Annotated in this window: 17 protein-coding genes; 11 read left to right on the top strand and 6 right to left on the bottom strand. The window is 75.0% G+C overall.

The features are described from left to right. The first annotated feature begins 400 nt into the window (after window positions 1–400). The 7 genes from ACFVQZ_RS00840 (at window position 401) to ACFVQZ_RS00810 (ending at window position 9,044) form a co-directional block, all read left to right on the top strand. A complete protein-coding gene (locus tag ACFVQZ_RS00840; RefSeq protein WP_030493233.1) occupies window positions 401–2,146 on the top strand; it encodes a lysyl oxidase family protein in 1,746 nt (581 codons plus the stop codon). A 415-nt stretch (window positions 2,147–2,561) separates the two neighbouring features. Then, window positions 2,562–3,614, top strand: a complete 1,053-nt coding sequence (locus ACFVQZ_RS00835) for a zinc-binding dehydrogenase (protein WP_383618558.1) — start codon at window positions 2,562–2,564, stop codon at window positions 3,612–3,614. A gap of 515 nt (window positions 3,615–4,129) precedes the next feature. Beyond that, the gene (locus ACFVQZ_RS00830; protein ID WP_383618557.1) at window positions 4,130–4,753 is read left to right on the top strand and encodes a hypothetical protein; all 624 of its coding nucleotides are present in this window, start codon (window positions 4,130–4,132) and stop codon (window positions 4,751–4,753) included. A gap of 44 nt (window positions 4,754–4,797) precedes the next feature. Continuing rightward, window positions 4,798–5,100 carry a hypothetical protein gene (locus ACFVQZ_RS00825; protein WP_383618556.1) on the top strand — a complete coding sequence of 101 codons (303 nt, stop codon included), beginning with the start codon at window positions 4,798–4,800 and terminating at the stop codon, window positions 5,098–5,100. 161 nt (window positions 5,101–5,261) lie between these two features. Next, entirely contained in the window at window positions 5,262–6,791 is a 1,530-nt protein-coding gene (locus ACFVQZ_RS00820; RefSeq protein WP_383618555.1) for an SDR family oxidoreductase, read from the top strand. Between the two features lie 159 nt (window positions 6,792–6,950). Further along, on the top strand, window positions 6,951–8,324 hold the full coding sequence (locus ACFVQZ_RS00815; protein ID WP_383618554.1) for a cryptochrome/photolyase family protein: 1,374 nt from the start codon (window positions 6,951–6,953) through the stop codon (window positions 8,322–8,324). Between the two features lie 105 nt (window positions 8,325–8,429). Then, on the top strand, window positions 8,430–9,044 hold the full coding sequence (locus ACFVQZ_RS00810) for a sigma-70 family RNA polymerase sigma factor (RefSeq protein WP_030493238.1): 615 nt from the start codon (window positions 8,430–8,432) through the stop codon (window positions 9,042–9,044). A gap of 24 nt (window positions 9,045–9,068) precedes the next feature. Here ACFVQZ_RS00810 and ACFVQZ_RS00805 read toward each other — a convergent pair whose 3' ends face one another. Beyond that, window positions 9,069–10,139, bottom strand: a complete 1,071-nt coding sequence (locus ACFVQZ_RS00805; protein ID WP_383618553.1) for a MerR family transcriptional regulator — start codon at window positions 10,137–10,139, stop codon at window positions 9,069–9,071. A 443-nt stretch (window positions 10,140–10,582) separates the two neighbouring features. On the opposite strand from ACFVQZ_RS00805, the gene ACFVQZ_RS00800 reads away from it, so the two are divergent. From ACFVQZ_RS00800 to xdhC, 3 genes are read left to right on the top strand one after another with little or no spacing between them, the layout of a single operon-like run. After that, entirely contained in the window at window positions 10,583–12,088 is a 1,506-nt protein-coding gene (locus ACFVQZ_RS00800; protein WP_383618552.1) for a xanthine dehydrogenase small subunit, read from the top strand. Continuing rightward, window positions 12,085–14,457 (top strand): xanthine dehydrogenase molybdopterin binding subunit, encoded by a 2,373-nt coding sequence (gene xdhB, locus ACFVQZ_RS00795; RefSeq protein WP_036413840.1) that lies wholly within the window; start codon window positions 12,085–12,087, stop codon window positions 14,455–14,457. Before ACFVQZ_RS00800 ends, xdhB begins: the two co-directional genes overlap by 4 nt. Window position 14,458: 1 nt before the next feature. After that, window positions 14,459–15,343 carry a xanthine dehydrogenase accessory protein XdhC gene (gene xdhC / locus ACFVQZ_RS00790; RefSeq protein ID WP_081958920.1) on the top strand — a complete coding sequence of 295 codons (885 nt, stop codon included), beginning with the start codon at window positions 14,459–14,461 and terminating at the stop codon, window positions 15,341–15,343. A gap of 20 nt (window positions 15,344–15,363) precedes the next feature. On the opposite strand, the gene ACFVQZ_RS00785 is transcribed toward xdhC, so the two are convergent. From ACFVQZ_RS00785 to ACFVQZ_RS00770, 4 genes are all read right to left on the bottom strand, one after another. Next, on the bottom strand, window positions 15,364–15,861 hold the full coding sequence (locus tag ACFVQZ_RS00785; RefSeq protein WP_383618551.1) for an SgcJ/EcaC family oxidoreductase: 498 nt from the start codon (window positions 15,859–15,861) through the stop codon (window positions 15,364–15,366). A gap of 98 nt (window positions 15,862–15,959) precedes the next feature. Beyond that, window positions 15,960–16,769 (bottom strand): SDR family oxidoreductase, encoded by an 810-nt coding sequence (locus ACFVQZ_RS00780; protein WP_383618550.1) that lies wholly within the window; start codon window positions 16,767–16,769, stop codon window positions 15,960–15,962. A gap of 120 nt (window positions 16,770–16,889) precedes the next feature. Then, window positions 16,890–18,080 carry a hypothetical protein gene (locus ACFVQZ_RS00775; RefSeq protein ID WP_030493245.1) on the bottom strand — a complete coding sequence of 397 codons (1,191 nt, stop codon included), beginning with the start codon at window positions 18,078–18,080 and terminating at the stop codon, window positions 16,890–16,892. A 103-nt stretch (window positions 18,081–18,183) separates the two neighbouring features. Continuing rightward, window positions 18,184–19,107, bottom strand: coding sequence for a LysR family transcriptional regulator ArgP (locus ACFVQZ_RS00770; RefSeq protein WP_030493246.1), 924 nt, complete (start codon window positions 19,105–19,107; stop codon window positions 18,184–18,186). A gap of 92 nt (window positions 19,108–19,199) precedes the next feature. Here ACFVQZ_RS00770 and ACFVQZ_RS00765 point away from each other — a divergent pair, with 92 nt between their 5' ends. Continuing rightward, complete coding sequence (locus ACFVQZ_RS00765) at window positions 19,200–19,823, top strand: LysE/ArgO family amino acid transporter (protein ID WP_030493247.1); 624 nt, start codon at window positions 19,200–19,202, stop codon at window positions 19,821–19,823. 87 nt (window positions 19,824–19,910) lie between these two features. On the opposite strand, the gene ACFVQZ_RS00760 is transcribed toward ACFVQZ_RS00765, so the two are convergent. Beyond that, on the bottom strand, window positions 19,911–22,709 hold the full coding sequence (locus ACFVQZ_RS00760; RefSeq protein ID WP_383618549.1) for a S8 family serine peptidase: 2,799 nt from the start codon (window positions 22,707–22,709) through the stop codon (window positions 19,911–19,913). Between the last annotated feature and the right edge of the window lie 7 nt (window positions 22,710–22,716).

Genomic DNA, 22,716 nt, shown 5'->3' with positions numbered 1-22,716 from the left:
ACTCGCCGGCCTTGAGGCGTGGGTGGCGGGTGGGGTTTCGGAGGCGTGCGGGGCTCGCGCGGCGTACGTGGCGCACGGGTGTGCGGTGGTGCGACGGGCTTTCAATGGAGCGGCCACCGGCGCTATATGGCCATTGGGCGGAGGCCCGGACGTCCCTCTGTCGGCCCTCGTTTTCCTTGGTGGGAAGCCGTTTCGGCGAGTGTGGCCCACCGGCGCCGCGGCGGCGTCTTCCGGCCAACATTGGGATGTTTCCGCTCTCCGGACAACCGACCGCCCGGCGCCCTCCTCTCCTAGCACGGGTGCACCGCGCACCCCGCACCGCGTGAGCCCCGGGGCCCGACCACCCCGCGCGGCCGCGGTCCGAAGTGCTTCCCCTCAGCATCCGGAGGACGAGAGAACGATGAGCACGACACGCACCCACCGGCTTCGACGGCCGTTGCTCGCGGGGACGACGGCTGTCGCCGCCATGGCCGTGACGGTCGGTTTCATGACCGCCGCCCCCGAGCGGGCGACCGCCGCCGCGACGGCTCCGAAGCTGAGCCTCGTCGCGGCGACGAACGCGGTCACCCTCACCTCGTGGAAGGAGGACCCCGGCGTCTACCTGGACCTGGGCACGTACCTCACCGCGGAGGGCCGCCCCCTGGAGCTGAAGGTGACCCGGAAGTCCTACAAGGACCCGGTGGTCATCACCCAGACCGTGGTCGAGGGCGGCAAGACCAAGGCCAAGACGCTGCCGCAGGGCACCGTGAAGGACTTCTCCGGACTGCCGGGCTTCGCCGAGATCACCGTCACGGACAAGAAGGGCAAGGTCGTCGTCAAGCGCACGGAAAGCTTCTGCCCGAACAACGCCAGCGGACGGATCCGGCCCGACGCGCCCGCCACCTCCAAGTATCCGGAGAGCTGCCCCACCAACCCGTTCACCCTCGGCTCCGTGTGGGGCATCGAGAAGGGGTGGGCCGCGAACACCTACGCCGGTTCCTACACCGACTCCGTGAAGCTTCCCGCGGGCACGTACACCGCCAAGGTCGCGGTCACCAAGAAGTACCGGGACCTCTTCGGCATCGCCGACAAGCCCGCCACGGTGAAGCTCACCGTCGAGGAGCGCAGCTGGGAGAACGGCCGCGCGGCCGCCGCCGGCGAGCACGCCGGGCACGGCGCCGCGCACCAGGCGCCCTCCGCCCACGCCGGGCACGGACCGGGGCACGCCGCCCCGAGCCCCGCCGAGGCCGGCGCGCCGCAGACGAGCGGCGCCACCCCCTCGTACAACGTGGGCCACGGGCCGCTGAAGGCGGCGCCCCCGGCGCTGCCGTGGGCGGTGAAGGTGCAGCAGGCCGGACGCGCCGGCGTCCAGTCCGCCGGCGACGCCACCGGGCAGACCGACGGCTCCCGCAAGGCGCCCGCCCTGGCGCCCCGGGCCGCGCGCCCGACCGGCACCCCGTCCGTCCCGAACGTCCCCAAGCCGGACCTGCGGTCCCTGCCGGCGTACGGCATCACCATCAGCGACGGCGCCGGCCAGGGCGCGCCCGGCAAGGACTACCTCGCCTTCAGCGCCAACGTCTGGAACGCCGGCCCCGCCCAGCTCGTAGTGGACGGCTTCCGCACGCCCGGCAAGGCCAAGATGGACGCCTACCAGTACTTCTACGACGCCAAGGGCAAGCAGGTCGGCTACACCCCGACCGGCACCATGGAGTGGGACCCGCGCCCCGGCCACGTCCACTGGCACTTCACCGACTTCGCCAGCTACCGGCTGCTGAAGGCCGACAAGAAGGAGGCGGTCCGCAGCGGCAAGGAGGCGTTCTGCCTCGCCAACACCGACGCCGTCGACTACACGGTGAAGAACGCCAACTGGCACCCGAACAACACCGACCTGGCCACCGCCTGCGGCCAGGAGAACTCCATCTCCGTCCGCGAGGTGCTGGACGTCGGCTCCGGCGACACCTACACCCAGGACCTGCCCGGCCAGTCCTTCGACATCACGGACCTGCCGAACGGCACCTACTACATCCAGGTCCTCGCCAACCCGGCGAAGCGGCTCAAGGAGACCAACCTCGACAACAACAGCGCGCTGCGCAAGGTCGTCCTGGGCGGCACGCCCGGCCGGCGGACCGTCACCGTCCCCGCCCACGACCTCGTGAACGCCAACTGACCCCTGCCGAGAGCCGATAGCAGCCACCGAGCCGGCCCGCACGGGCCGGCTCGGTCGTCATGTCGGGCCACGCCGGCCGCTCACCGCGCGCGGGGCCGCGGCGGCACCCGGCGCCGGTAACGAGCGGCCGGGCAGCGGGGGAAGGGTCGCGGACTCGGACATGCGCGTCTCTCCTCTGCGGAGTGGTGCACCGATGCTCGTCCGACGGTTGTACCGGGATCGCGCGGGCGCCGACAGACGAGCGGGGGATTCCGGTTCCGGGCGGTTCCCGCGCCGCACGGGGCACGGGGGCGCGCGTCTGGCGGATCAGGTCCTCCGAAACCGCCGCGTTCGGCGGTGGTCCGCGCGAACGCCCCCCGCCGAGGATGATCCGTGGCCGCGGTCCGTGCGGCCGGAACACCGCGGAGGAGGAGCGATGAGGGCGGTACGGTTCCACGGCAAGGAGGACCTGCGGATCGAGGAGGTGCCGGAGCCGAGCCCCGGCCCCGGCCAGGTGAAGCTGCGCAACGCCTTCGCCGGCATCTGCGGCTCCGACCTGCACTTCTACTTCTACCCGGAGTCGCTGCCCTTCGACCTGGACCAGCCGCCTCCGCTGACCGGCGACACCCTGCCGCAGATCCTCGGCCACGAGTTCTCCGGCACCGTCGTCGAGGTGGGCGAGGGCGTCACCGACGTGAAGGTCGGCGACCTCGCCGCCGTCTACCCGCTGGCCGTCTCCTGCGGCCGGTGCGCGGCCTGCCGGCGTCGACTGCCGTTCTCCTGCCCGCAGATGGGCTCCCTCGGGTCGAACGTGGGGGGCGGCGGCCTCGCCGAGTACACGGTGTGCGACGCGTTGAAGGCGCACGTGCTGCCGGACGGCGTGGACCTGCGGATGGGCGCGCTCGTCGAGCCGATGGCGGTCGGCTGGCACGCCGTGGCGCGCAGCGGCGTCGCCCCGGGCGGCAGCGCGCTCGTCGCCGGCGCCGGGCCGATCGGCATCGGCGCCTGGTTCGCGCTCAAGGCCCGCGGTGTGGAGCGGGTCCTGGTGTCCGAGCCGAGCGCGGACCGCCGCGCCCTCATGGCCCGACTGGGCGCGCGCGTCGTGGACCCCGTGCACGACGACCTCGCGGAGGCCGTCGCCGCGCTCACCGACGGCGACGGCGTGGACGTCGCGGTGGACGCGGCCGGCGCGGGCGCGGCGTTCGCCTCCGCCGTGGCCGGTCTGGCCCCCGGCGGCCGGCTCGTGGTCGCCGCGCTCCACGAGCACGCGACGCAGTTCCAGCCGACGGGGCTCATGATGGGCGAGACCGAGATCGCCGGAGCGGTGGGGTACCGGCCCGAGGAGTTCGACGCCGTGATCGCGGCGATGGCCGACGGCGTGTACGACTTCACCGGCTGGGTGCAGGAGCGGTCCCTGGACGACATCGTCGACGCGCTCCACGCCCTGCGCGGCGGCGTCGGCGGGAAGATCCTGCTGCGCCTGAGCTGACCTCTGCGAGCGGTCACGGGCGGCGGTACGGCCCCGCCGCGGCCTCCGTACCGCCGCCCGTGCCCCGTACCCGCCGTACCCGCCGAGCGCGCGAACGGCGGGGGAGTCCGCCCGAGACCGCGACGTCCGGCGGTTCCGCCGCCGGCACCCCTCGCGGAAGGATCGATTCCAGGGCGCGAGCCCCCTCCGCGACCCTGAGTCCGCACCGCATCCCCCACAGACCCGAGGAGACCCATGTCCACCCCCCTGCCCCGACCGCCGTTCTACCCCGAGCTCGAAGCCGTCCTCGCGGCGCTCGCCGACCAGATCCCGCCGACCCTCACCGCGGAGATGATCCCGGACATGCGCCGGTCGTCCCCGTCGGAGGTCACCGACGAGATGATCGCGGCCGCCGGCCTGACCCGGCGCGACGTCGCGATCCCCGGGTACCTGGGCGACGAGATCACCGTCTCGGTGATCACCCGGCGACCACCAGGGCCTCGGCCCCGGCATCTACCACACGCACGGCGGCGGGCATGGTCTCCGGCGACCGGTTCTCCGGCCTGTCCCAGGTCCTGTACTTCGACGTCCTCATCGCCCGCGGAGCCGGGCTCGACGGCCTGCTGCGCGGTGCGGCGGTCCTGTCCGGGACCGTCGCCGGGGCCGAGATCCGGGGGCGGACCAGCCGGCGCGACCCGGACGGGCGGTCCCCGGACGCGGACGGCGCCCGCCGGCGCTCCTCCCGCAGGGCGCACGGCGCGTGGGCGGTGTGGCTGGAGCGGGACGGGGAACCGGAACCCCTCGACGAGATCATCGTGGAGCGCCTCGCGCTCGGCGTCGAACTCCTGGAGGCGCGCCGCCGGCCCGAGGCCGGTCTCGACGCGCTCCTCGACCCGTCCCGTCCGGTCGCCGAGCGCGTCACCCTCCTCGCGAAGCGCCGCATCGCCCCGGCCACGCCGGTCCGCGTCCTGGCGACGCCCGCCGACGCCGCCGACACCGGCGCCCCCTCGGCGATCGTGCCGACGCGGTACGGGCTGCTGCGCGCCACCCTCGACGTGTCCGGCCGGCTCAGCCCTCGGAACCGGCCGGACTCGGCACCTGGACACGCGCCGACCGCGCCCCCGAGTCCTGGGAGGCGGCGGTCGTCGCGCTCCGGCTGACGGACGCCGCCACGCCGACCGTCGACGCCGCAGAACTCGGAGCGATGCTCCTGCTCGCGCAGGCGTACGACCCGCAGCACCCGCACGAGGACGTCCGCGCCCTCGCCGGGCTCGATGCGCGCTCCGCGGACATCCTCCGCACCCTGGTGGAGGCCGACAGCATCCGGTCGGCCGCCGCCGAACTGGGCATGCACCACTCCACCGTGCAGGCCCGCCACGAAGCGCTGACCCAGACTCTCGGCTACGACCCGCGCGGCACCCTCGGGAAGATGCGGTACATCGCCGCGGCCCTGCTGCTCCGCCTCACGGACCCGGTGATCCCGGCCCGCCCGGAACCTCCCGCGTAACCCGGGAGCCCCCGCGTAACCGGCCGGGAGCCCCCGCGTCACCGGCCCGCGGCCCCCCGCATCCCCGCCTGTGTCCCCGGCGCCGCATCCGGCTGCCCCGTGACGGCGAAAGAACCCCGTGGAGCGTGTACGCCTCCGGAGTCGGTGAAACGGATCAGCGCATGGACCTTCCCACCCCGCCCGACGGAGCCCGCTGCCTGGTCACCGGCGCCAGCGGCTACATCGGTGGCCGCCTCGTGCCGGAACTGCTCGACCGGGGGTACCGGGTGCGCTGCCTCGCCCGGCATCCCGAGAAGCTGGGCGACTTCCCCTGGGCCGGCCGGGTGGAGACGGTACGCGGCGACGTCACCGACGCGCGGAGCCTCCGCGACGCGTTCGCGGGCGTCGACATCGCCTACTACCTCGTCCACTCCATGAGCTCGACGGCCCGCTTCGAGGACGCCGACCGGCGCGCCGCCCGGACGTTCGCCGCCGAGGCCCGCACCGCCGGGGTGCGCCGGATCGTCTACCTGGGCGGTCTGGTCCCGGACGGCGTGCCCGAGGGCGAGCTCTCGCCGCACCTGCGCTCGCGCACCGAGGTGGGCCGCATCCTGCTCGACTCGGGCGTCCCCACCGCGGTGCTGCGCGCCGCCGTCGTCATCGGCTCCGGATCGGCCTCGTTCGAGATGCTCCGCTACCTCACCGAACGCCTGCCCGCCATGGTCACCCCCACCTGGGTCGACACCCGCGTCCAGCCCATCGCGGTCCGCGACGTGCTCCGCTACCTGGCGGAGAGCGCCGCACTGCCCGCCGACGTGAACCGGACCTTCGACATCGGAGGGCCCGACGTGCTCACCTACCGGCGGATGATGGAGCGGTACGCGCAGGTCGCGGGGCTCCGCCGGCGCCTCATCATCCCCGTGCCGGTGCTCACCCCCCGGCTCTCCAGCCAGTGGATCGGCCTCGTCACCCCCGTACCGGCCGCGCTCGCCCGGCCCCTCACCGAATCGCTGCGGCACGAGGTCGTCTGCACCGAGCACGACATCGCGCGCCACGTCCCCGACCTCCCCGGCCGGCCCCTGCCCTTCACCGAAGCGCTCCGGCTGGCCCTGCGCCGGGTGCGCGAGGCGCGCGTCACCACCCGCTGGTCCTCCGCCTCACCGCCCGGCGCCCCCAGCGATCCGCTGCCTACCGACCCGGACTGGGCGGGCGGCAGCCTCTACACGGACGAGCGCTCCCGCGTCGTCGGCGCGACCCCCGAGGCGCTGTGGCGGGTCGTCGAGGGCGTGGGCGGCGAGAACGGCTGGTACTCCTTCCCGCTCGCCTGGGCCGTCCGGGGCTGGGCCGACCGGCTCGCCGGCGGGGTGGGGCTGCGCCGGGGCCGCCGGGACGCGGACCGGCTCCGGGTCGGCGACGCCCTGGACTTCTGGCGCGTCGAGGCCATCGACCGGGGCCGCCTGCTGCGCCTCCGCGCCGAGATGCGCCTGCCCGGACTGGCCTGGCTGGAGATGGCCGTGGACCGGGACGAGCGGGGGAGGACGGTGTACCGGCAGCGGGCGCTGTTCCACCCCCGGGGCCTCGCGGGCCAGGCGTACTGGTGGGGCGTGTCCCCCTTCCACGCCGTGGTCTTCGGCGGCATGGCCAGGAACATCGCCCGGACCGCCGAGCGGGGCGGCGGCCGGACGGCGGCACCGCCCCCCGGCCGGACGTGAACCCGCCCGCCCCGAGGCCCCCGTCGCACACCGGTACGGCCGCGTCCGGGTGCATCCGGGGCGGCGGCCCCGGCCGAAACGCGGACGCAGGAGTGCCCCACCAGTACCCCGGCGCGGCGCCGCGCGCCCGTGACCGGCGGCCCGAGCAGGGAGAGCGTGATGACCGTCTCCGTCGTGCTGTACACCTCCGACCTGAGGGTCCACGACCATCCGCCGCTGCGGGCGGCGGCCCAGGGCGCCGACGAGGTGGTGCCGCTGTTCGTCCGCGACCCGGCGGTGGACCGCGCGGGCTTCGCCGCGCCCAACCGGCTGGCGTTCCTCGCGGACTGCCTGGAGGACCTCGACCGGAACCTGCGGGAGCGGGGCGGCCGGCTCGTGGTGCGGGAGGGCGACACGGTCGCCGAGGTGCGGGCCGTGGCGCGGCGCACCGGCGCCGACGAGGTCCACGTCGCGGCCGGTGTGACGGCCTTCGCCCGGCGGCGGGAGACCCGGCTCCGCGAGGCCCTGGAGGAGGACGGCTGCCGGCTGTACGTGCACGACGGCGTCGTCACCGTCGTACCGCCCGGCGACGTCGTCCCGCAGGGCTCGGACCACTTCGCCGTCTTCACGCCCTACCACCGCCGCTGGGCCGCCGAGCCGCAGCGCACCCCCTTCGCCGCCCCGCGGCGGCTGCGGGTGCCGTCCGACCTGCGCTCCGAGCCCGTTCCGCGCCGCTCCGACGTCCCGGACGTGTCGCCGGGGCTCCCCGTGGGCGGGGAGAGCGAGGGCCGCAGAAGGCTCGCCTCCTGGGTGGGCCGCCGGCTCGACGCGTACGAGGAGCGCCACGACGACCTGGCGGGCGACGCCACCTCCCGGCTCTCGCCCTACCTCCACTTCGGCGCGCTGTCCGCCACGGAGGCGCTGCACCGGGCGGCCGGGCGCGGCGGGGCGGGCGCCGACGCGTTCGTGCGGCAGCTCTGCTGGCGGGACTTCCACCACCAGGTGCTGGCGGCGCGCCCCGCGGCCGCGCACGCCGACTACCGCTCCCGGCCCGGCGGCTGGCGCGCGGGACCGGACGCGGAGGCCGACCTCGCGGCCTGGCGCGAGGGACGCACCGGCTATCCGCTCGTCGACGCGGCGATGCGGCAGCTCGCCCATGAGGGGTGGATGCACAACCGCGGGCGGCTGGTCACGGCGTCCTTCCTGGCGAAGACGCTCTGCGTCGACTGGCGCGAGGGGGCCCGGCACTTCCTCGGCCTGCTGGTCGACGGCGACGTCGCGAACAACCAGCTCAACTGGCAGTGGGTGGCCGGCACCGGCACGGACACCCGGCCGAACCGCGTCCTCAACCCCGTCGCCCAGGCCAAGCGGTACGACCCCGACGGCGCCTACGTCCGCCGCTGGCTGCCGGAACTGGCGGGCGTCGACGGCCGGTACGTCCACGAGCCCTGGCGGCTCACCGGGCTCGACCGGGCGGCCGTCGAGTATCCGGACCCGCTGATCGGGCTCTCGGAGGGGCTGGAGCGGTTCCGGAGGCTCCGGGGCGCCGCCTGAACGGGCGCGCCCGCCCTCAGCGCGGATCCGATGCGCAAACGATGCGTGTTGTGGCGGCAGGTGTTCCCGGCGGACCGTGAGGGGGTCACGCCGAGGAGGAGCGCCATGACCGCAGAAACGACGACCCGGCCCTTCACGCCCGCCGAGGCCGCCGCCGCGCGCGACGCCGCCGACGAGGACCGGATCGCCCGGGGCCTGGTCCTGGGCGACGAACGGTGCCTGGCCGACGCGTACCGGCTCTGGGGCCGCCTGGTGCACACTCTGGCGGCCCGGGCCCTGGGCGACGCCCGGGAGGCGGAGGACGTCACCCAGCAGGTCTTCGCCGCCGCCTGGCGCGGCCGGGCGAACTTCCGCCCCGAGCGCGGCGCGCTGCCGGCCTGGCTCACGGGCATCACCCGCCGCAAGATCGCCGACGCCCTGAACGCCCGCACCCGGCGCACCGACCTCGTCGCGTCGCTCGGCGCCGCCCTCGAACACCAGGACCGCGGGGACGTCGAACCCGAGCGGGTCCTCGAACGGCTCGTCGTCACTGAGCAGTTGTCGCGGCTGCCCCGCGTCCAGCGGGACGTCCTGGAACTCGCGTACTTCGCCGACCTGACCCAGACCCAGATCGCCGACCGCACCGGCATGCCGCTCGGCACCGTCAAGAGCCACGCCCGCCGCGGCCTGCTGCGCATGCGGCACGGCCTCGAAGACGCCGGCGTCCGCGCCGGCCGCTGACCGCGCCGCCTCGCGCGCCCCGCCTCAGGCCCCGTCGCCCCCGGCCCGGGCCTCCCGCCGGGGTCCGGCCGGTTCCTCGTACAGCCGGGCGATCAGGTCGATCGCCTCCCGCAGGCCGGTGGGCCGGGCCGTGCCGGGGGCGGGGACGCGGCCGAGCCATCCGGGGCCCGCCAGCAGCACCAGGGGGGCGGTGCGCGCGCCCCGGACGCCGAAGGCCGTTCCGGCGATGTGCCGGGCCAGCGCGTGGTGGGCGGTGGAGCGCGCCTGCGACCAGAGGACGACGGCGGCAGGACCGGTCCGCCGGACCGCGGCGTCGAGCGCTTCGGCGGGGACGGCCGCGCCGAACACCCGGGTCGGCAGGGCCCGTTCGGCGAGACCGGCGGCCAGCGCCTCCAGCGGGAGCGTGTGCTGCTCGGAGGGCACGCAGGCCAGGACGGTCGGCGGCGCCGGGGCGGCGGCCGGCGGCCCGGTGACGGCGGCCCGCCGCAGCGCGGTGGAGATGTGCCACGAGAGCAGGTGCTCGACCTCGACGTACCGGTCGCCGGACGTCTCCCACTTCCGGCCCACCGCGTGCAGCGTCGGGGCCATGATCTCCTCCCAGGCGGCGACCAGGCCGTACGTGGCCAGCGCATCCCGCAGCACCGCCTCCATGGCGGGCCCGTCGAGGCGCACGGCCGCGCGGGCGAGCCCCCGGCACTCCTGGCGCACGTCACCGAGCGGCAGCCCGCTGCCGGCCGTCCTGGTCCGGCCCGGCTCGGGCCGGTCAGGGGCGGCCGGCGGTACGGGGCGGGGCGGAGGCGCGGCGGTGGCGCCGGGCGCGGGGGCCACGGGCGCGCGCCGGCCGTCCGGTGCCGCGGAGGACCGCACCTCCCGGGCGGCCCGAGCGGCCTCGGCGGGCGGCACACCGGAAGCGGTGAGCCGGCACATCTCCTCCAGCATCGCGACGTCCGCGCGGCCCCAGCGCCGGTGCCGCCCGTCCGCGCGGGCCGCCGGGCCGATCCCGTACCGGCGGTCCCAGGAGCGCACGGTGGTGGGGGAGACCCCGAGGCGCCGGGCCACGGCCCCGGTGGTGATGCCGTGCTCCGTGTCGTCCATGCCCCCGAGTCTACGATGCGCAATCGATGCGAGACCGGGGACCTCTTCCGTGCGGGGCCCTTGACCGGTCCGGCGACCCTTGACCCCCGCCCGTACCGGCCACTACCTTGCGTCGACATCACCCCGCTGCGCCCGGAAGGAGGCGATCCGCAGATGCTCACCCACTCTGACCTCGGTCGCCTCGCCGCGTGCACCGCCTGGGTTCCGGGCCGCATCGCCCACGGCTGCTGAGCGCCGTACCCCTCAGGTGCCCTCCCGCGGGCACCGCGCGGTCCCTCCGCGCCCTCCCCTCTTTCTCTCCCCCTTTCCGTTGCCCCGGCACTGCGCCGCCGTGTGCCGTCCCGCGTCCGTTCCTCCCGCGTGGCGCGTCCGAGTACAGAAAGCCGCCCCAAGATGATGCATATGACGTACGTGTCGACCGAGCACCGAAACGAGGGCCTGACGTGACAACGGCACGGATCACGGTCAACGGGCAGGACACGCCGGTGGCACCGGCAGCCCCGCACACCACCCTGCTGGACCTCCTGCGCGACCGCGGCCTCACCGGCACCAAGGAGGGCTGCGCCGAAGGCGAGTGCGGGGCCTGCGCGGTCCTCGTCGCCCGGCCGGGGACGCACGAGGCGACCGACTGGGTGGCGGTCAACGCCTGCCTGCTCCCGGCCGCCTCGCTCGACGGACAGGAGGTCGTCACCGCCGAGGGACTGGCCCCCTGCTCCACCGCCCCCCGCTCCACCACCCCCTGCGCCACCGCCTCGTGCGGCGACGGAGCCCCGGCCGCCCTGCACCCCGTGCAGGAGGAGATGGCCGTCCGTGGCGGCTCCCAGTGCGGATACTGCACCCCGGGGTTCGTCTGCAGCATGGCCGCCGAGTACTACCGGCCCGACCGCCGGCCCGCCGCGGAGCCGGGCGCGGGCGCCGACCCCGAGCACGGCCCGAACGGCTTCGACCTCCACGCGCTCAGCGGCAACCTCTGCCGCTGTACCGGCTACCGGCCCATCCGCGACGCGGCGTTCGCCGTCGGGACGCCCGCCGAGGACGACCCGCTGGCCCGGCGGCGCGCCCGGCCCGCGCCGGAGCCGGTGGCCACCGCGTACACGCGCGACGGCAGCGCGTTCCTGCGGAAGAACACCCTGGACGAGACCCTGCGGCTGCTGCGCGAGCGCCCCGACGCGGTGGTCGTCGCCGGATCCACCGACTGGGGCGTCGAGGTCAACATCCGTGCCCGGCGCGCCGGTTGCGTCGTCGCCGTCGACCGCCTGCCCGAACTCCGCGAACTGCGGACCGCGTCCGATCACATCGAGATCGGGGCGGCGCTGACGCTCACCGAGATCGAGCGCCGCCTCGACGGCTCCGTGCCCCTGCTCGCCGCGCTCTTCCCGCAGTTCGCGTCCCGGCTCATCCGCAACGGCGCCACCCTCGGCGGCAACCTGGGCACCGGGTCGCCCATCGGCGACAGCCCGCCGGCGCTGCTCGCGCTGGAGGCGTCGGTGATCCTCGCCGACGCCGACGGCGAGCGCGAGGTGCCGCTCGCGGAGTACTTCACCGGCTACCGGCAGAGCGTGCGCCGGCCCGGCGAGCTGATCCGCGCGGTGCGCGTCCCGCTGCCGCTGTCACCCGTCACCGCCTTCCACAAGATCGCCAAGCGGCGCTTCGACGACATCTCCAGCGTCGCCGTCGCCTTCGCGCTCGACATCGAGGACGGCACCGTGCGCAAGGCCCGCATCGGCCTCGGCGGCGTGGCCGCCACCCCGATCCGCGCCCTCGCGACCGAGGCGGCCCTGGAGGACCGGCCGTGGACGGCGGAGACCGCCGAAGCGGCGGCCGGGGTGCTGCGGACCGAGGGCACTCCGCTGGACGACCACCGGGCCAGCGCCGCCTACCGGGCCGAGATGCTCGGCCAGAGCCTGAGGAAGCTGTACGCGCGAACCACCGAGGCGGTGTCGGCATGAGCCAGTTGTCCGAGCGTCCCGAGAAGCCCGTCGTCGGCGTCTCGATGCCGCACGAGAGCGCCCACCTGCACGTCACGGGTGCCGCCCTCTACACCGACGACCTGGTGCACCGCACCAAGGACGTGCTGCACGCGTATCCCGTGCAGGTCATGAAGGCCCACGGCAGGATCACCGCGCTGCGCACCGAGCCCGCGCTCGCCGTGCCCGGCGTGGTCCGCGTGCTGACCGGTGCCGACGTGCCCGGCGTCAACGACGCCGGCATGAAGCACGACGAACCGCTCTTCCCCGACGAGGTCATGTTCCACGGTCACGCGGTCGCCTGGGTGCTCGGCGAGACCCTGGAGGCGGCGCGGCTCGGCGCGGAGGCCGTCGAGGTGGAACTCGACGAACTGCCCTCCCTGATCTCCCTGCGGGACGCGATCGAAGCCGGCAGCTTCCACGGCGCCCGCCCGGTGATGACCACCGGCGACGTCGACGCCGGCTTCGCCGAGTCCGCGCACGTGTTCACGGGCGAACTCCACTTCTCCGACCAGGAGCACTTCTACCTGGAGACGCACGCCGCGCTGGCGCTCGTCGACGAGAACGGGCAGATCTTCGTCCAGAGCAGCACCCAGCACCCGTCGGAGACGCAGGAGATCGTCGCGCACGTCCTCGGCGTGGCCAGCCACGAGGTGACCGTGCAGTGCCTGCGGATGGGCGGCGGCTTCGGCGGCAAGGAGATGCAGCCGCACGGCTTCGCGGCCGTCGCGGCCCTCGGCGCCCGGCTCACCGGACGACCGGTCCGGGTCCGCCTCACCCGGACCCAGGACCTGACCATGTCCGGCAAGCGCCACGGCTTCCACGCCGCGTGGAAGGTCGGCTTCGACGCCGAGGGGCGCCTCCAGGCCCTCGACGCCACCCTCACCGCCGACGGCGGCTGGAGCCTGGACCTCTCCGAGCCGGTGGTCGCCCGCGCCCTCTGCCACATCGACAACACCTACTGGATCCCGCACGCCCGCGTCGCCGGCCGCGTCGCCCGGACCCACAAGGTCTCCAACACCGCCTTCCGCGGCTTCGGCGGCCCCCAGGGCATGCTGGTCATCGAGGACATCATGGGCCGGTGCGCCCCGCTGCTCGGCCTCGACCCGATGGAGCTGCGGGAACGCAACTTCTACCGGCCCGGGCAGGGCCAGACGACCCCGTACGGGCAGCCCGTCACCCACCCCGAGCGGATCACCGCCGTCTGGCGGCAGGTCCAGGAGGACGGCGACGTCGAACACCGCCGGCGCGAGATCGCCGCGTTCAACGCCGCCCACCCGCACACCAAGCGCGGACTCGCCGTCACCGGCATCAAGTTCGGCATCTCGTTCAACCTCACCGCCTTCAACCAGGGCGGCGCCCTCGTCCTCGTCTACAAGGACGGCTCCGTCCTGATCAACCACGGCGGCACCGAGATGGGCCAGGGCCTGCACACCAAGATGCTCCAGGTGGCCGCGACCACCCTCGGCATCCCGCTCCGCAAGGTGCGCCTCGCCCCCACCCGCACCGACAAGGTGCCCAACACCTCCGCCACCGCCGCCAGCGCCGGCGCGGACCTCAACGGCGCGGCGGTGAAGAACGCCTGCGAGCAGCTGCGCGACCGGCTCACCCGGGTGGCCGCCACCCGCCTCGGGGCGAACGCCTCCGACGTGCGCATCGTGGAGGGCGTCGCGCGCGTCCTCGGCCGGGACGAGGAGCTGGCCTGGGACGACCTGGTGCGCACCGCGTACCTCCAGCGGGTGCAGCTGTCGGCGGCCGGCTTCTACCGCACCGAGGGGCTGCACTGGGACGCGGCGGCCTTCCGGGGCTCGCCGTTCAAGTACTTCTCGTACGGCGCCGCGGCCACCGAGGTCGAGGTCGACGGCTTCACCGGCGCGTACCGCGTCCGGCGCGTGGACATCGTGCACGACGTCGGCGACAGCCTCTCCCCGCTGATCGACATCGGCCAGGTCGAGGGCGGCTTCGTGCAGGGCGCGGGCTGGCTGACCCTGGAGGACCTGCGCTGGGACACCGGGGACGGGCCGCACCGCGGCCGGCTCCTCACGCAGGCGGCGAGCACGTACAAGCTGCCCAGCTTCTCGGAGATGCCGGAGGAGTTCCACGTCCGGCTCCTGGAGAACGCCACGGAGGAGGGCGCGGTGTACGGCTCCAAGGCCGTGGGCGAGCCGCCGCTGATGCTGGCGTTCTCGGTGCGCGAGGCGCTCCGGCAGGCCGCGGCGGCGTTCGGGCCCGCCGGGGTGAGCGTCGAACTCGCCTCGCCCGCCACGCCCGAAGCGGTGTACTGGGCGCTCCAGGAGGCCCGCCGCGCCACCGCCCCGGACGCCGCGCCAGAAGTGTCGTACCGTGCCTGACATGACCTGGGTCACCGCGGTCGCGCGGCTGCGGGCACGCCGGGAACCCGGCGTGCTCGTGACCGTCGCGACCGTGCGCGGCCACGCCCCCCGCAACGCCGGCGCGAAGCTCGTCGTCGGGCCGGCCGCGACGTGGGGCTCGATCGGCGGCGGCAACGTCGAGGCCGTCGCCGTCGACCGGGCGCGGGAGCTGATCGCCGCGTCCGCCACCGAGCCGGAGATGATCGACTTCGCGCTGAACGACAAGGTGACCAACCGGCACGGCGTCCAGTGCTGCGGCGGCACGGTCTCGGTGCTGCTCGAACCGCTCCCGGTGGTACGGGCGGTGGCCGTCTTCGGTGTCGGGCACGTCGGGATGGAGCTGGCGCGGATCCTCGCGCGGCAGGACCTGGACCTCCATCTGATCGACAGCCGCGCCGACCTCCTCGCCGAGGACCGGCTCGCCGTCCTGGCGGACGCGGTCGCGCGGATCCGGGTGCACCACACGCCCCTGCTGCCGGAGGAGGTTCTGGAGCAACTGCCGCCCGGCACCCACGTCCTGATCATGACGCACGACCACGCGGAGGACGCCGCGCTGTGCGACGCGGCCCTGCGCCTCCCGCACCTCGGCTCCGTCGGTCTGATCGGCTCGGCGGCCAAATGGGCGCGGTTCCGGGCCCGGCTGCGCACGGAGGGCGGTCACGACGAGGCCGTGATCGACCGGATCAAGACCCCGATCGGCCTGCCCGACATCACCGGCAAGGACCCGGCGACCATCGCGGTCAGCGTCGCCGCCGACCTGCTGCGCACCTTCGAGACCGAGACCGAGAACGAGAACGAGACGGCGAACGGGAACGGGGTCGGGGTCGAGGTCGGGAACGGGCCAGGGAACGGGACCGTCGCCTGACGCGGGGTGGTCCCCGTGCCTCAGGGCAGGGTGACCGCGCGGGCGCGGCCGGCGCCGGCGCGGCGGGCCAGCCGGGTCAGGGCGTGCGACATCCGCGACGGCATCGCGTCCGGCTCCGGAACGGTCACCGGCCGCTGCCGCCCGTTCTGGATCGCCGCGATCCGCCAGCCCGCCGGGGTGCGCACGCAGACGACGGTCTGCCGCGACAGGCGGCGCTTCGGGAGCGTGCTGCGCCAGGGCATGAGGACCGAGCCGTCGGCCACCAGGACGGCGACGGAGTCGGTGACGAAGCGCAGCGACTCGATCCCGCCGACCATCGCGGAGCCGGCGATCACGCCGCGGAACAGCTTGTCGTGGTTGTCCCGGAGGCGTGTGACGCCGGCGGCCCAGCTGCCGTCGTACGAGACGTAGTCGGCGTCCTCGGTGAAGAGCCGGCCGAAGCCGTCGGCGTCGCCCTCGGTCCAGGTCCTGCAGAACTCCGCGAAGAGGTCGCGGACCTCCCGCTCATGGGTGTCCATGCCCCTGCCCCTTCCCTCCATATATTTCGTTCGGCCGAACGAAATATATGGAGGGCGTACGGGACCGTCAAGGGGGAGGGGAGGTGGCGCCGGGCGCCTCAGCCCTCCCGCCAGGCGTCCTCGCGCAGATGCGATCCGGCCATCGGGCCCATCCGCAGCATCCCGCCGTCCACCGACCAGGACGCCCCGGTCACGTACGACGCGTCCGGTCCGGCGAGGAAGGCGATCACCGCAGCCACCTCGCGCGCGTCCCCCGGACGGCCCAGCGGGACGCCCGCGCGGTGCTCCGTGGTGACGTCGGTGTCCTCCTGGCCCGTCATCGGGGTGGCGATCTCGCCGGGCGCGACCGCGTTCACCGTGATGCCGTGGGCCGCCAGCTCCAGGGCCATCACCTGGGTGAGGAGGCCGAGCCCGCCCTTGGCCGCGCAGTAGGGCGCGGCGCCCACCCGGGGCTGGTGCTCGTGGACGGAGGTGACGTTGACGATCCGGCCGCCGCGCCCCTGACGGATCATGCGGCGCGCGGCGCGCTGGCCGCAGAGCAGCGGGCCGACGAGGTCGACGTCCAGGACCTGGCGCACGGTGGCGAGGTCGAGGTCCACGAACGGCGTCTTCGTGCCCGTGCCGGCGTTGTTGACCAGGACGTCGATCCCGCCGAGCCGGTCCGCCAGTACGTCGACGACGTCGGCGGCGTCCGGGAGCACGGTCAGGTCCAGGCGCTCGACGAACGCGCGCCGCCCCTGGGCCCGCACCTCCTCCGCGGTCTCCTCGGCGCCGCTCCGGTCCGTGTGCCAGGTGATGCCGACGTCCAGGCCGGCCGCGGCGAGCCGGACGGCCGTCGCGCGGCCGATCCCGGAGTCGGCGCCGGTGACGACGGCGGTGCGGGGGCGGACGTCCGCCGGGCTGTTCATGGGGGCCTCCCGAGGCGAGGGGACGGTACGGGACGTGGGCGGGGCCGCGCGCGGGCGTCCGCGCCCACCCCGCGCGTACCCGCCGCCCCGCCGCCCATCCGTCCCGGGGGCCCGGAAGCGCTACCGCCCGGCCGCCCCCGGCCCGGCCTCGGGGTCCGCCGCCTGCGGGCCCGGCCCCCGGAAGCGGCCGAGCGCCTTCCCCAGGGACTTCCACGGCGACGCGTCCGTCCGGGGCGCCGCCGGTGCCGTCCGGGGCGGGGCCTCGCCGCCGGTCGCCTCCGCGAGCGCCTCCAGCGCCGCCTCCGCGGCCTCCCGGTACAGGTCGCAGGAGGTCGTCATGGCTTCGAGGGCCTTGGCGTAGTGGGTGACCATGGCCCGCGCGTGCGCCAGCTCCTCGTCCGGGGTGAGGAGGTGCCAGCCCTGGCGCAGCCGGGTCAGCGCCTGTTCGGCGTCGGCCGGCAGGGGCTGCGGGAGCGCGGCGAACTCCATGATCCTGCCGAGGAGTTCGGTCGGCTCCGTACCGTCCAGGAACACGTTGCGGACCGTGAAGCGCTCGGCGTCGTACCCGGCGGGCGGCGGGTTCGGCGGCAGCACGGCGGCGCCGCCGCGCGGCAGTCCCACACCCAGCTCACGCTTCATCACGAAGTCGGCGATCAGAGCCTGTTCGGGCGTCGCCCGGTGCTCGACCACGCGGTGGCGCAGCCCCGGCGGCAGGAACGCCGTGACCGGCCGGCGCCCCAGCGCGTCCGGCGTCATCGCCTCGTGCACCACCACGTGGACGAACCAGCTCTCACGGGCGCACGCGCGCAGCAGCCGGCGCAGCTCGTCGTCGTCCTTCGGCAGGTGGTTGGCCGTCCGCAGGCGCACCCCGTCCACCACGTCGTGGTCCCAGGCGACCTGGTCGGTGTCGGGCCAGAAGACGGTGGCCGGCGAGAGCCAGCCCGCCTCCCACGCCCGCTCCGCCTCGGCGGCGAGGACCCAGCGCACGCCCCCGCGCTTCGCGGACCGGGACTCCGGCTCGTACGTGGTCAGTTGGGCCCGCACCGTGACCCCGTCGGCCGCGCTCCAGCGGGCCTCGAAGAGCCGGCGGGCCGACGGCCCCGGATCGGCGGACTCGTCCCGCGGGTACAGGTCGCTGGAGCGCGCCGCCTCGACGGGGTCGAGGTCCAGGAAGTCGTCGATCACCCGGGCCGCCTTGAGGGCGATCAGATTGCGCCGGACGTCCCGCTCGGGCTCGGGCCCGAGATGACGCCCGCGTCCGAACCAGGCGGTGTCGGGGACGGTGGTCGATGGAATCGTGTTCTTGGCCATGGAACCGTTCGGTGGGCGATCAGGGCGAGACCAGTATGGTCCGCCGCCCCGGCGGAGGGAGGAGTGACCCGGGGAAACGCGGCGCCGGGCGCGGCGGAACCGGTCACCGGGGGGACGGCGCGCCGCCCCGGCCGGGCAGCAGCGCCTCGGCGGCGGCCCGCGCCACGATCTCCGCCACGGTGGACAGGGCCGGCGAGTCGAGCTTCCACTGCTGCCAGTACAGGGGCACGTCCATGGGGTGGCCCGGGGCCAGTTCCACCAGGCGGCCCGCGTGCAGCAGCGGCAGCGCCTGGGGTTCGGGCACCATCCCCCAGCCGAGGCCGTAGGCCACCGCGTCGCGGAAGCCGTCGGACGTCGGCACCAGGTGACGGACCGGCCCCGCGCCCGACCGGCCCCGGGTGAGCGAGCGGACGAAGGCGTCCTGGAGTCCGTCGCGCCGGTCGAAGACCACCGTCGGTGCCTCGCGGAGCCCGTCCGCCAGCGGTCCGGAGAAGTGCGCGGCGGCGAAGGCGGGCGCGGCCACCGCGCGGTAGCGGGCCAGGCCGAGGCGGCGCACCGTACAGCCGGCCACCGGGTCGGGCGAGGACGTGACGGCCGCCATGACCTGGCCCTCGCGCAGCAGGGCCGTCGTGTGGGACTCGTCCTCGCGGTACAGCTCGAAGCAGATCGGCGGGTCCTGCGGGATCCGGGTGAGCGCCGGCAGGAACCAGGTGGCGAGGGAGTCCGCGTTGACCGCGACGGGGACCCGGACCGGACCCGGCTCGGCCGCCATGCCCAGTTCGGTGCGGGCGTCCCGCTCCAGCCGCGCCAGCTGCCGGGCGAACCGCACCACCACCTCGCCCGACTCGGTGGGTCGCACCGGCTTGGTGCGCATCAGCAGCACCCGGCCGGTGCGCTGCTCCAGCGCCTTGACGCGCTGGCTGACGGCGGAGGGCGTCACGTGCAGGGTCGCCGCGGCGGCCTCGAAGGTGCCCTCGTCGACCACCGCCAGCAGCGTCCGGACCTGGTCCAGGGGAAGCTCGTCCATAAGTCCGGCCACGCTACCCGCATAAGCACAGCTAAGGCTACCTAAGAATCTTTAGCTGTACTCATCCCGCTGATTTTCCTACGGTCGAGGCCATGACCAGCAGCCTCCTCGCCGCCGTCGTCGCCGGATTCGGCACCGGCCTCTCCCTCATCGTCGCCATCGGCGCCCAGAACGCCTTCGTCCTGCGCCAGGGCGCGCGCCGGCACGCGGTGCTCGCGGTGGTCGCCATCTGCGCGGTGTCGGACGCGGTGCTGATCGCGCTGGGCGTGGCCGGGGTCGGGGCGGTCGTCACGGCGTGGCCGGCGGCGCTGACCGCCGTGGGCCTGGCGGGTGGCGCGTTCCTGCTCGGCTACGGACTCCTCGCCGCCCGGCGCGTCCTGCGCCCCGACCCGGCCGCCGCCCTGACCGCCGCCGGCCCTGACGCCGGCTCGGCCCGCCGGGCCGTGCTGACCTGCCTCGCGATGACCTGGCTCAATCCGCACGTCTACCTGGACACCGTGCTGCTGCTCGGCACCCTCGCCTCCGACCGCGGCGACCTGCGCTGGGCGTTCGGCGTCGGCGCCGCGCTCGCCAGCCTCACCTGGTTCTTCGCGCTCGGCTTCGGCGCCCGGCTGCTCAGCGGCATCCTGTCCCGCCCGAAGGCGTGGCGGGTCCTGGACGGCCTGGTCGCGGCGACCATGCTGACCATGGGCGGGATGCTGGTGGCCGGCGCCTAGCGGACCCGTGCCGTCCGGCCATGGTGCGGACGGAACGGGACGGCCCCGGAGGCAGGTGCCTCCGGGGCCGCGCCGTGCGTGCGCCGGCTAGCGCGCCGAGTAGCCGAACGCCACGCCGTTGGCCGGGAGGCCGCCGGAACCGGGCTTGTACGCGGTGGTCGGGGCGACCGTGCCGCCCTGCGTCACGTTGGACATCGGCAGCGCGTAGAGCGCGCCGGTGGCCAGCGGTCCGGAGGGCATGCCCACGTACAGCTTGGTCGCCGTGAAGTGGATCGACCGGCCCACGTACTGGTTGGCGCCCGGCGGGCCGGGGATGCCGTCGCCGTCACCGGCCTCGATCCAGCGGTCGTTCGGGCCGGCCGATCCGGCGAGCGAGAACGTGTGGACCGCACCCGCGTTCGCGGCGGTGCCCAGGTCCTCGCCGGGCGTGCCGACGGCGAGCCGCATGGACGCCACGGTGCTCACCGAGCCGGGCGCGGTGTTGACGGCGGTGAGGGCCTCGCCCATCCGGTCGCCGACCTCCGAGGTGCCCGACACGTCGTCCTCCGCGGTGCCCTGCTTGAGCTCGCGCAGGTAGCTCCAGGTGCCGTCGGGCTTGATGCGGATCTGCACCACGCGGCCCGCGTTGGCGCGGTCCTCGGTGCCGACCGTCACGCTCTCGCCGGGCGAGCCGATCGCCAGGATCGACTCGGCGGCGGACGTGGTGCCGCTGGCCCGGAAGGGGGCCATGGCCACCGCGTAGCCGAACTGGTCGCCGGCCTCGGAGCCGCCGGAGATCGCGGCGTTGTCCTGGTCGAGCCCGGCGAGCGGCAGCGGCCGGCCGCCGGAGTCGAAGCGGTTGGCGTCGAGGATGGCGACGCCGCCGGCCTTCGCCGTGGTGCCCAGGGCCTCGTTCGGGGAGCCGATGGCGATGTAGTTCTGGTCGGCGGCCACGGACCAGCCGAACAGGTCGCCGGTCTCGGGCTCGCCCGGCACGGCCGGCGACCCCTGGTTCACGGCGAGGCTGGTGGTGCCGTGCACGTAGAACACCGCGCCCGCCTGGGTGGCGGTGCCGATGGTCTCGCCGGGTACGCCGATGATCAGGTACGGCCGGCCGGCGTCGTTCACCGCGGCGGCGATCCGGTGGCCCATGCGGTCGCCCGCCTCGGACGTCGAGGCCAGGAGACCGCTGGTCCCGAGGCCCTGCTCCAGGTGCGTGGCCTTCAGCGTGCCCGCGCCGAGGCCGCCGGCCGCGCCGTACAGGATGTCGACGAAGCCCGCGTTGTCGGCGGTGCCGACGGTCTCGCTCGGGGTGCCGGCGACCAGGTCGGTGAAGCCGTCCTTGTTCCAGTCGACGGTGGCGAGCGTCTCGCCGAAGTAGTCCTCCGCCTCGGAGCCGCCGGGCACCCAGTCCAGGTCCTGGCTGATCTCCGCGGTGCCCTTGCCGGCGCCGTACACGACCCGGATCAGGCCGGCCTTGGCGTCGGTGCCGACGGTGGCCTGCGGGTCGGAGATCGCGATGTCCTCCGCGCCGTCGCCGTTGAAGTCGGTCATCCCGGCCGGCTTCGGGGGAGTGCCGCCGCCGGTGACGGCGGTGCCGAGGTCGAGCCGCGGGGTGGTGGCGCCGGTGTAGACGATGCCCCGGCCGCTGCTCTTCAGCAGGGCCGTCAGGTCGGCGACGCTCTTGGTCGGGAAGGCCTGCTTCAGCACCGCGTACGCGCCGGCGACGTGCGGCGTGGCCATGGAGGTGCCGTTCTTGGCGGCGTACGCGCCGCCGGGGACGGACGAGACGATGCCGGTGCCGGGCGCGAACACGTCGAGCAGCGGGCCCCGGTTGGTGAACGCGGACAGCTCGTCGTCGTCGGTGGTCGAGCCGACCGTGACGGCGGAGGAGATGCAGCCGGGCATGCTCACCGCGTCGGTGTGCCCGTTGTTGCCGGCCGCGATCACGGTGGCCACGCCGGCGGTCAGCAGGTTGTCCACGAGCTGCTTGCGCAGCTCGGTGTCGCAGGGGGTGGTGTAACGCCCGTTGCCGAGGCTGAGGTTGGCGGCCACGATCGGCGTGCCGGCCTGCTTGAGCTTCAGCACGTGCTCCAGGCCCTTCAGCTGGGCGCTCTGGAAGCTGCCCACGCAGGGGGCGGCACCACCGCAGAACTCCTCGGTGGTGAACTGGCTGAAGACCTGGACGGCGACGATCTGGGCGGCGGGCGCCACGCCGGTCTTGGGCGCGCCGGCGAGGCCGGTGCCGTTGCCCGCGGCGATGCCGGCCACGTGGGTGCCGTGGTCGCAGGCGGCCATGGTCGCGCAGGGCCCGGCCGAGGTGTCGGCGGCGCCGGTGCCCACCTGGGCGTCGGTGCCGTTGGGGCAGAGGCTCGCGATGCCGCTCTCGGGGTCGCTCGGCGAGAAGCACGCCTCGGCCACGACCCGGCCCTTCAGGAACGGGTGGCCGGTCTCGACTCCGGTGTCCAGGACGGCGATCGCCTGGCCGGTGCCGGTCTTGCCCGCCGCGATGGCGTCGTCGCCGCCGATCAGCGGGACGCTCTGGTCGAGGGTCGGCGGCTCGACCTTGTCCTCGGTGACGCTGACGACGCCCGGCTTGGCGGCGAGCGAGTCGAGTCCGGCCCGGTCCACCGTGAGGGTGACCACGGGGACGGTCTCGAACTCCTGCTTCTTCTCGCCGGCGGTGGCCGCGTCGGCGACGTCCGCCAGGCTCTCCGTGACGACGTTGACGCGGACCGTGCCGCCGGTCGCCGTCCGGTCGTAGAGCGGCGGGTCGACCGGGTCGGTCGTGGCGCCGGCCGCCGCGGCGGCGGTCTGCGGGGTCGTGGCGTGGGCCGGTATCGCGGCGACGCCGAGGGTCACGGCCGTCATCGCGGTGACGACCGTCGCCCAGATCGTTCTCTTCATCGTGCCT

Origin of the sequence: Streptomyces sp. NPDC057854 (assembly GCF_042797055.1) — a bacterium.
In the GTDB taxonomy this organism is placed as follows: Bacteria; Actinomycetota; Actinomycetes; order Streptomycetales; family Streptomycetaceae; genus Streptomyces.
The sequence above is the reverse complement of the archived record's forward strand: the minus strand, read 5'-3'. Positions and strand labels throughout refer to the sequence as shown.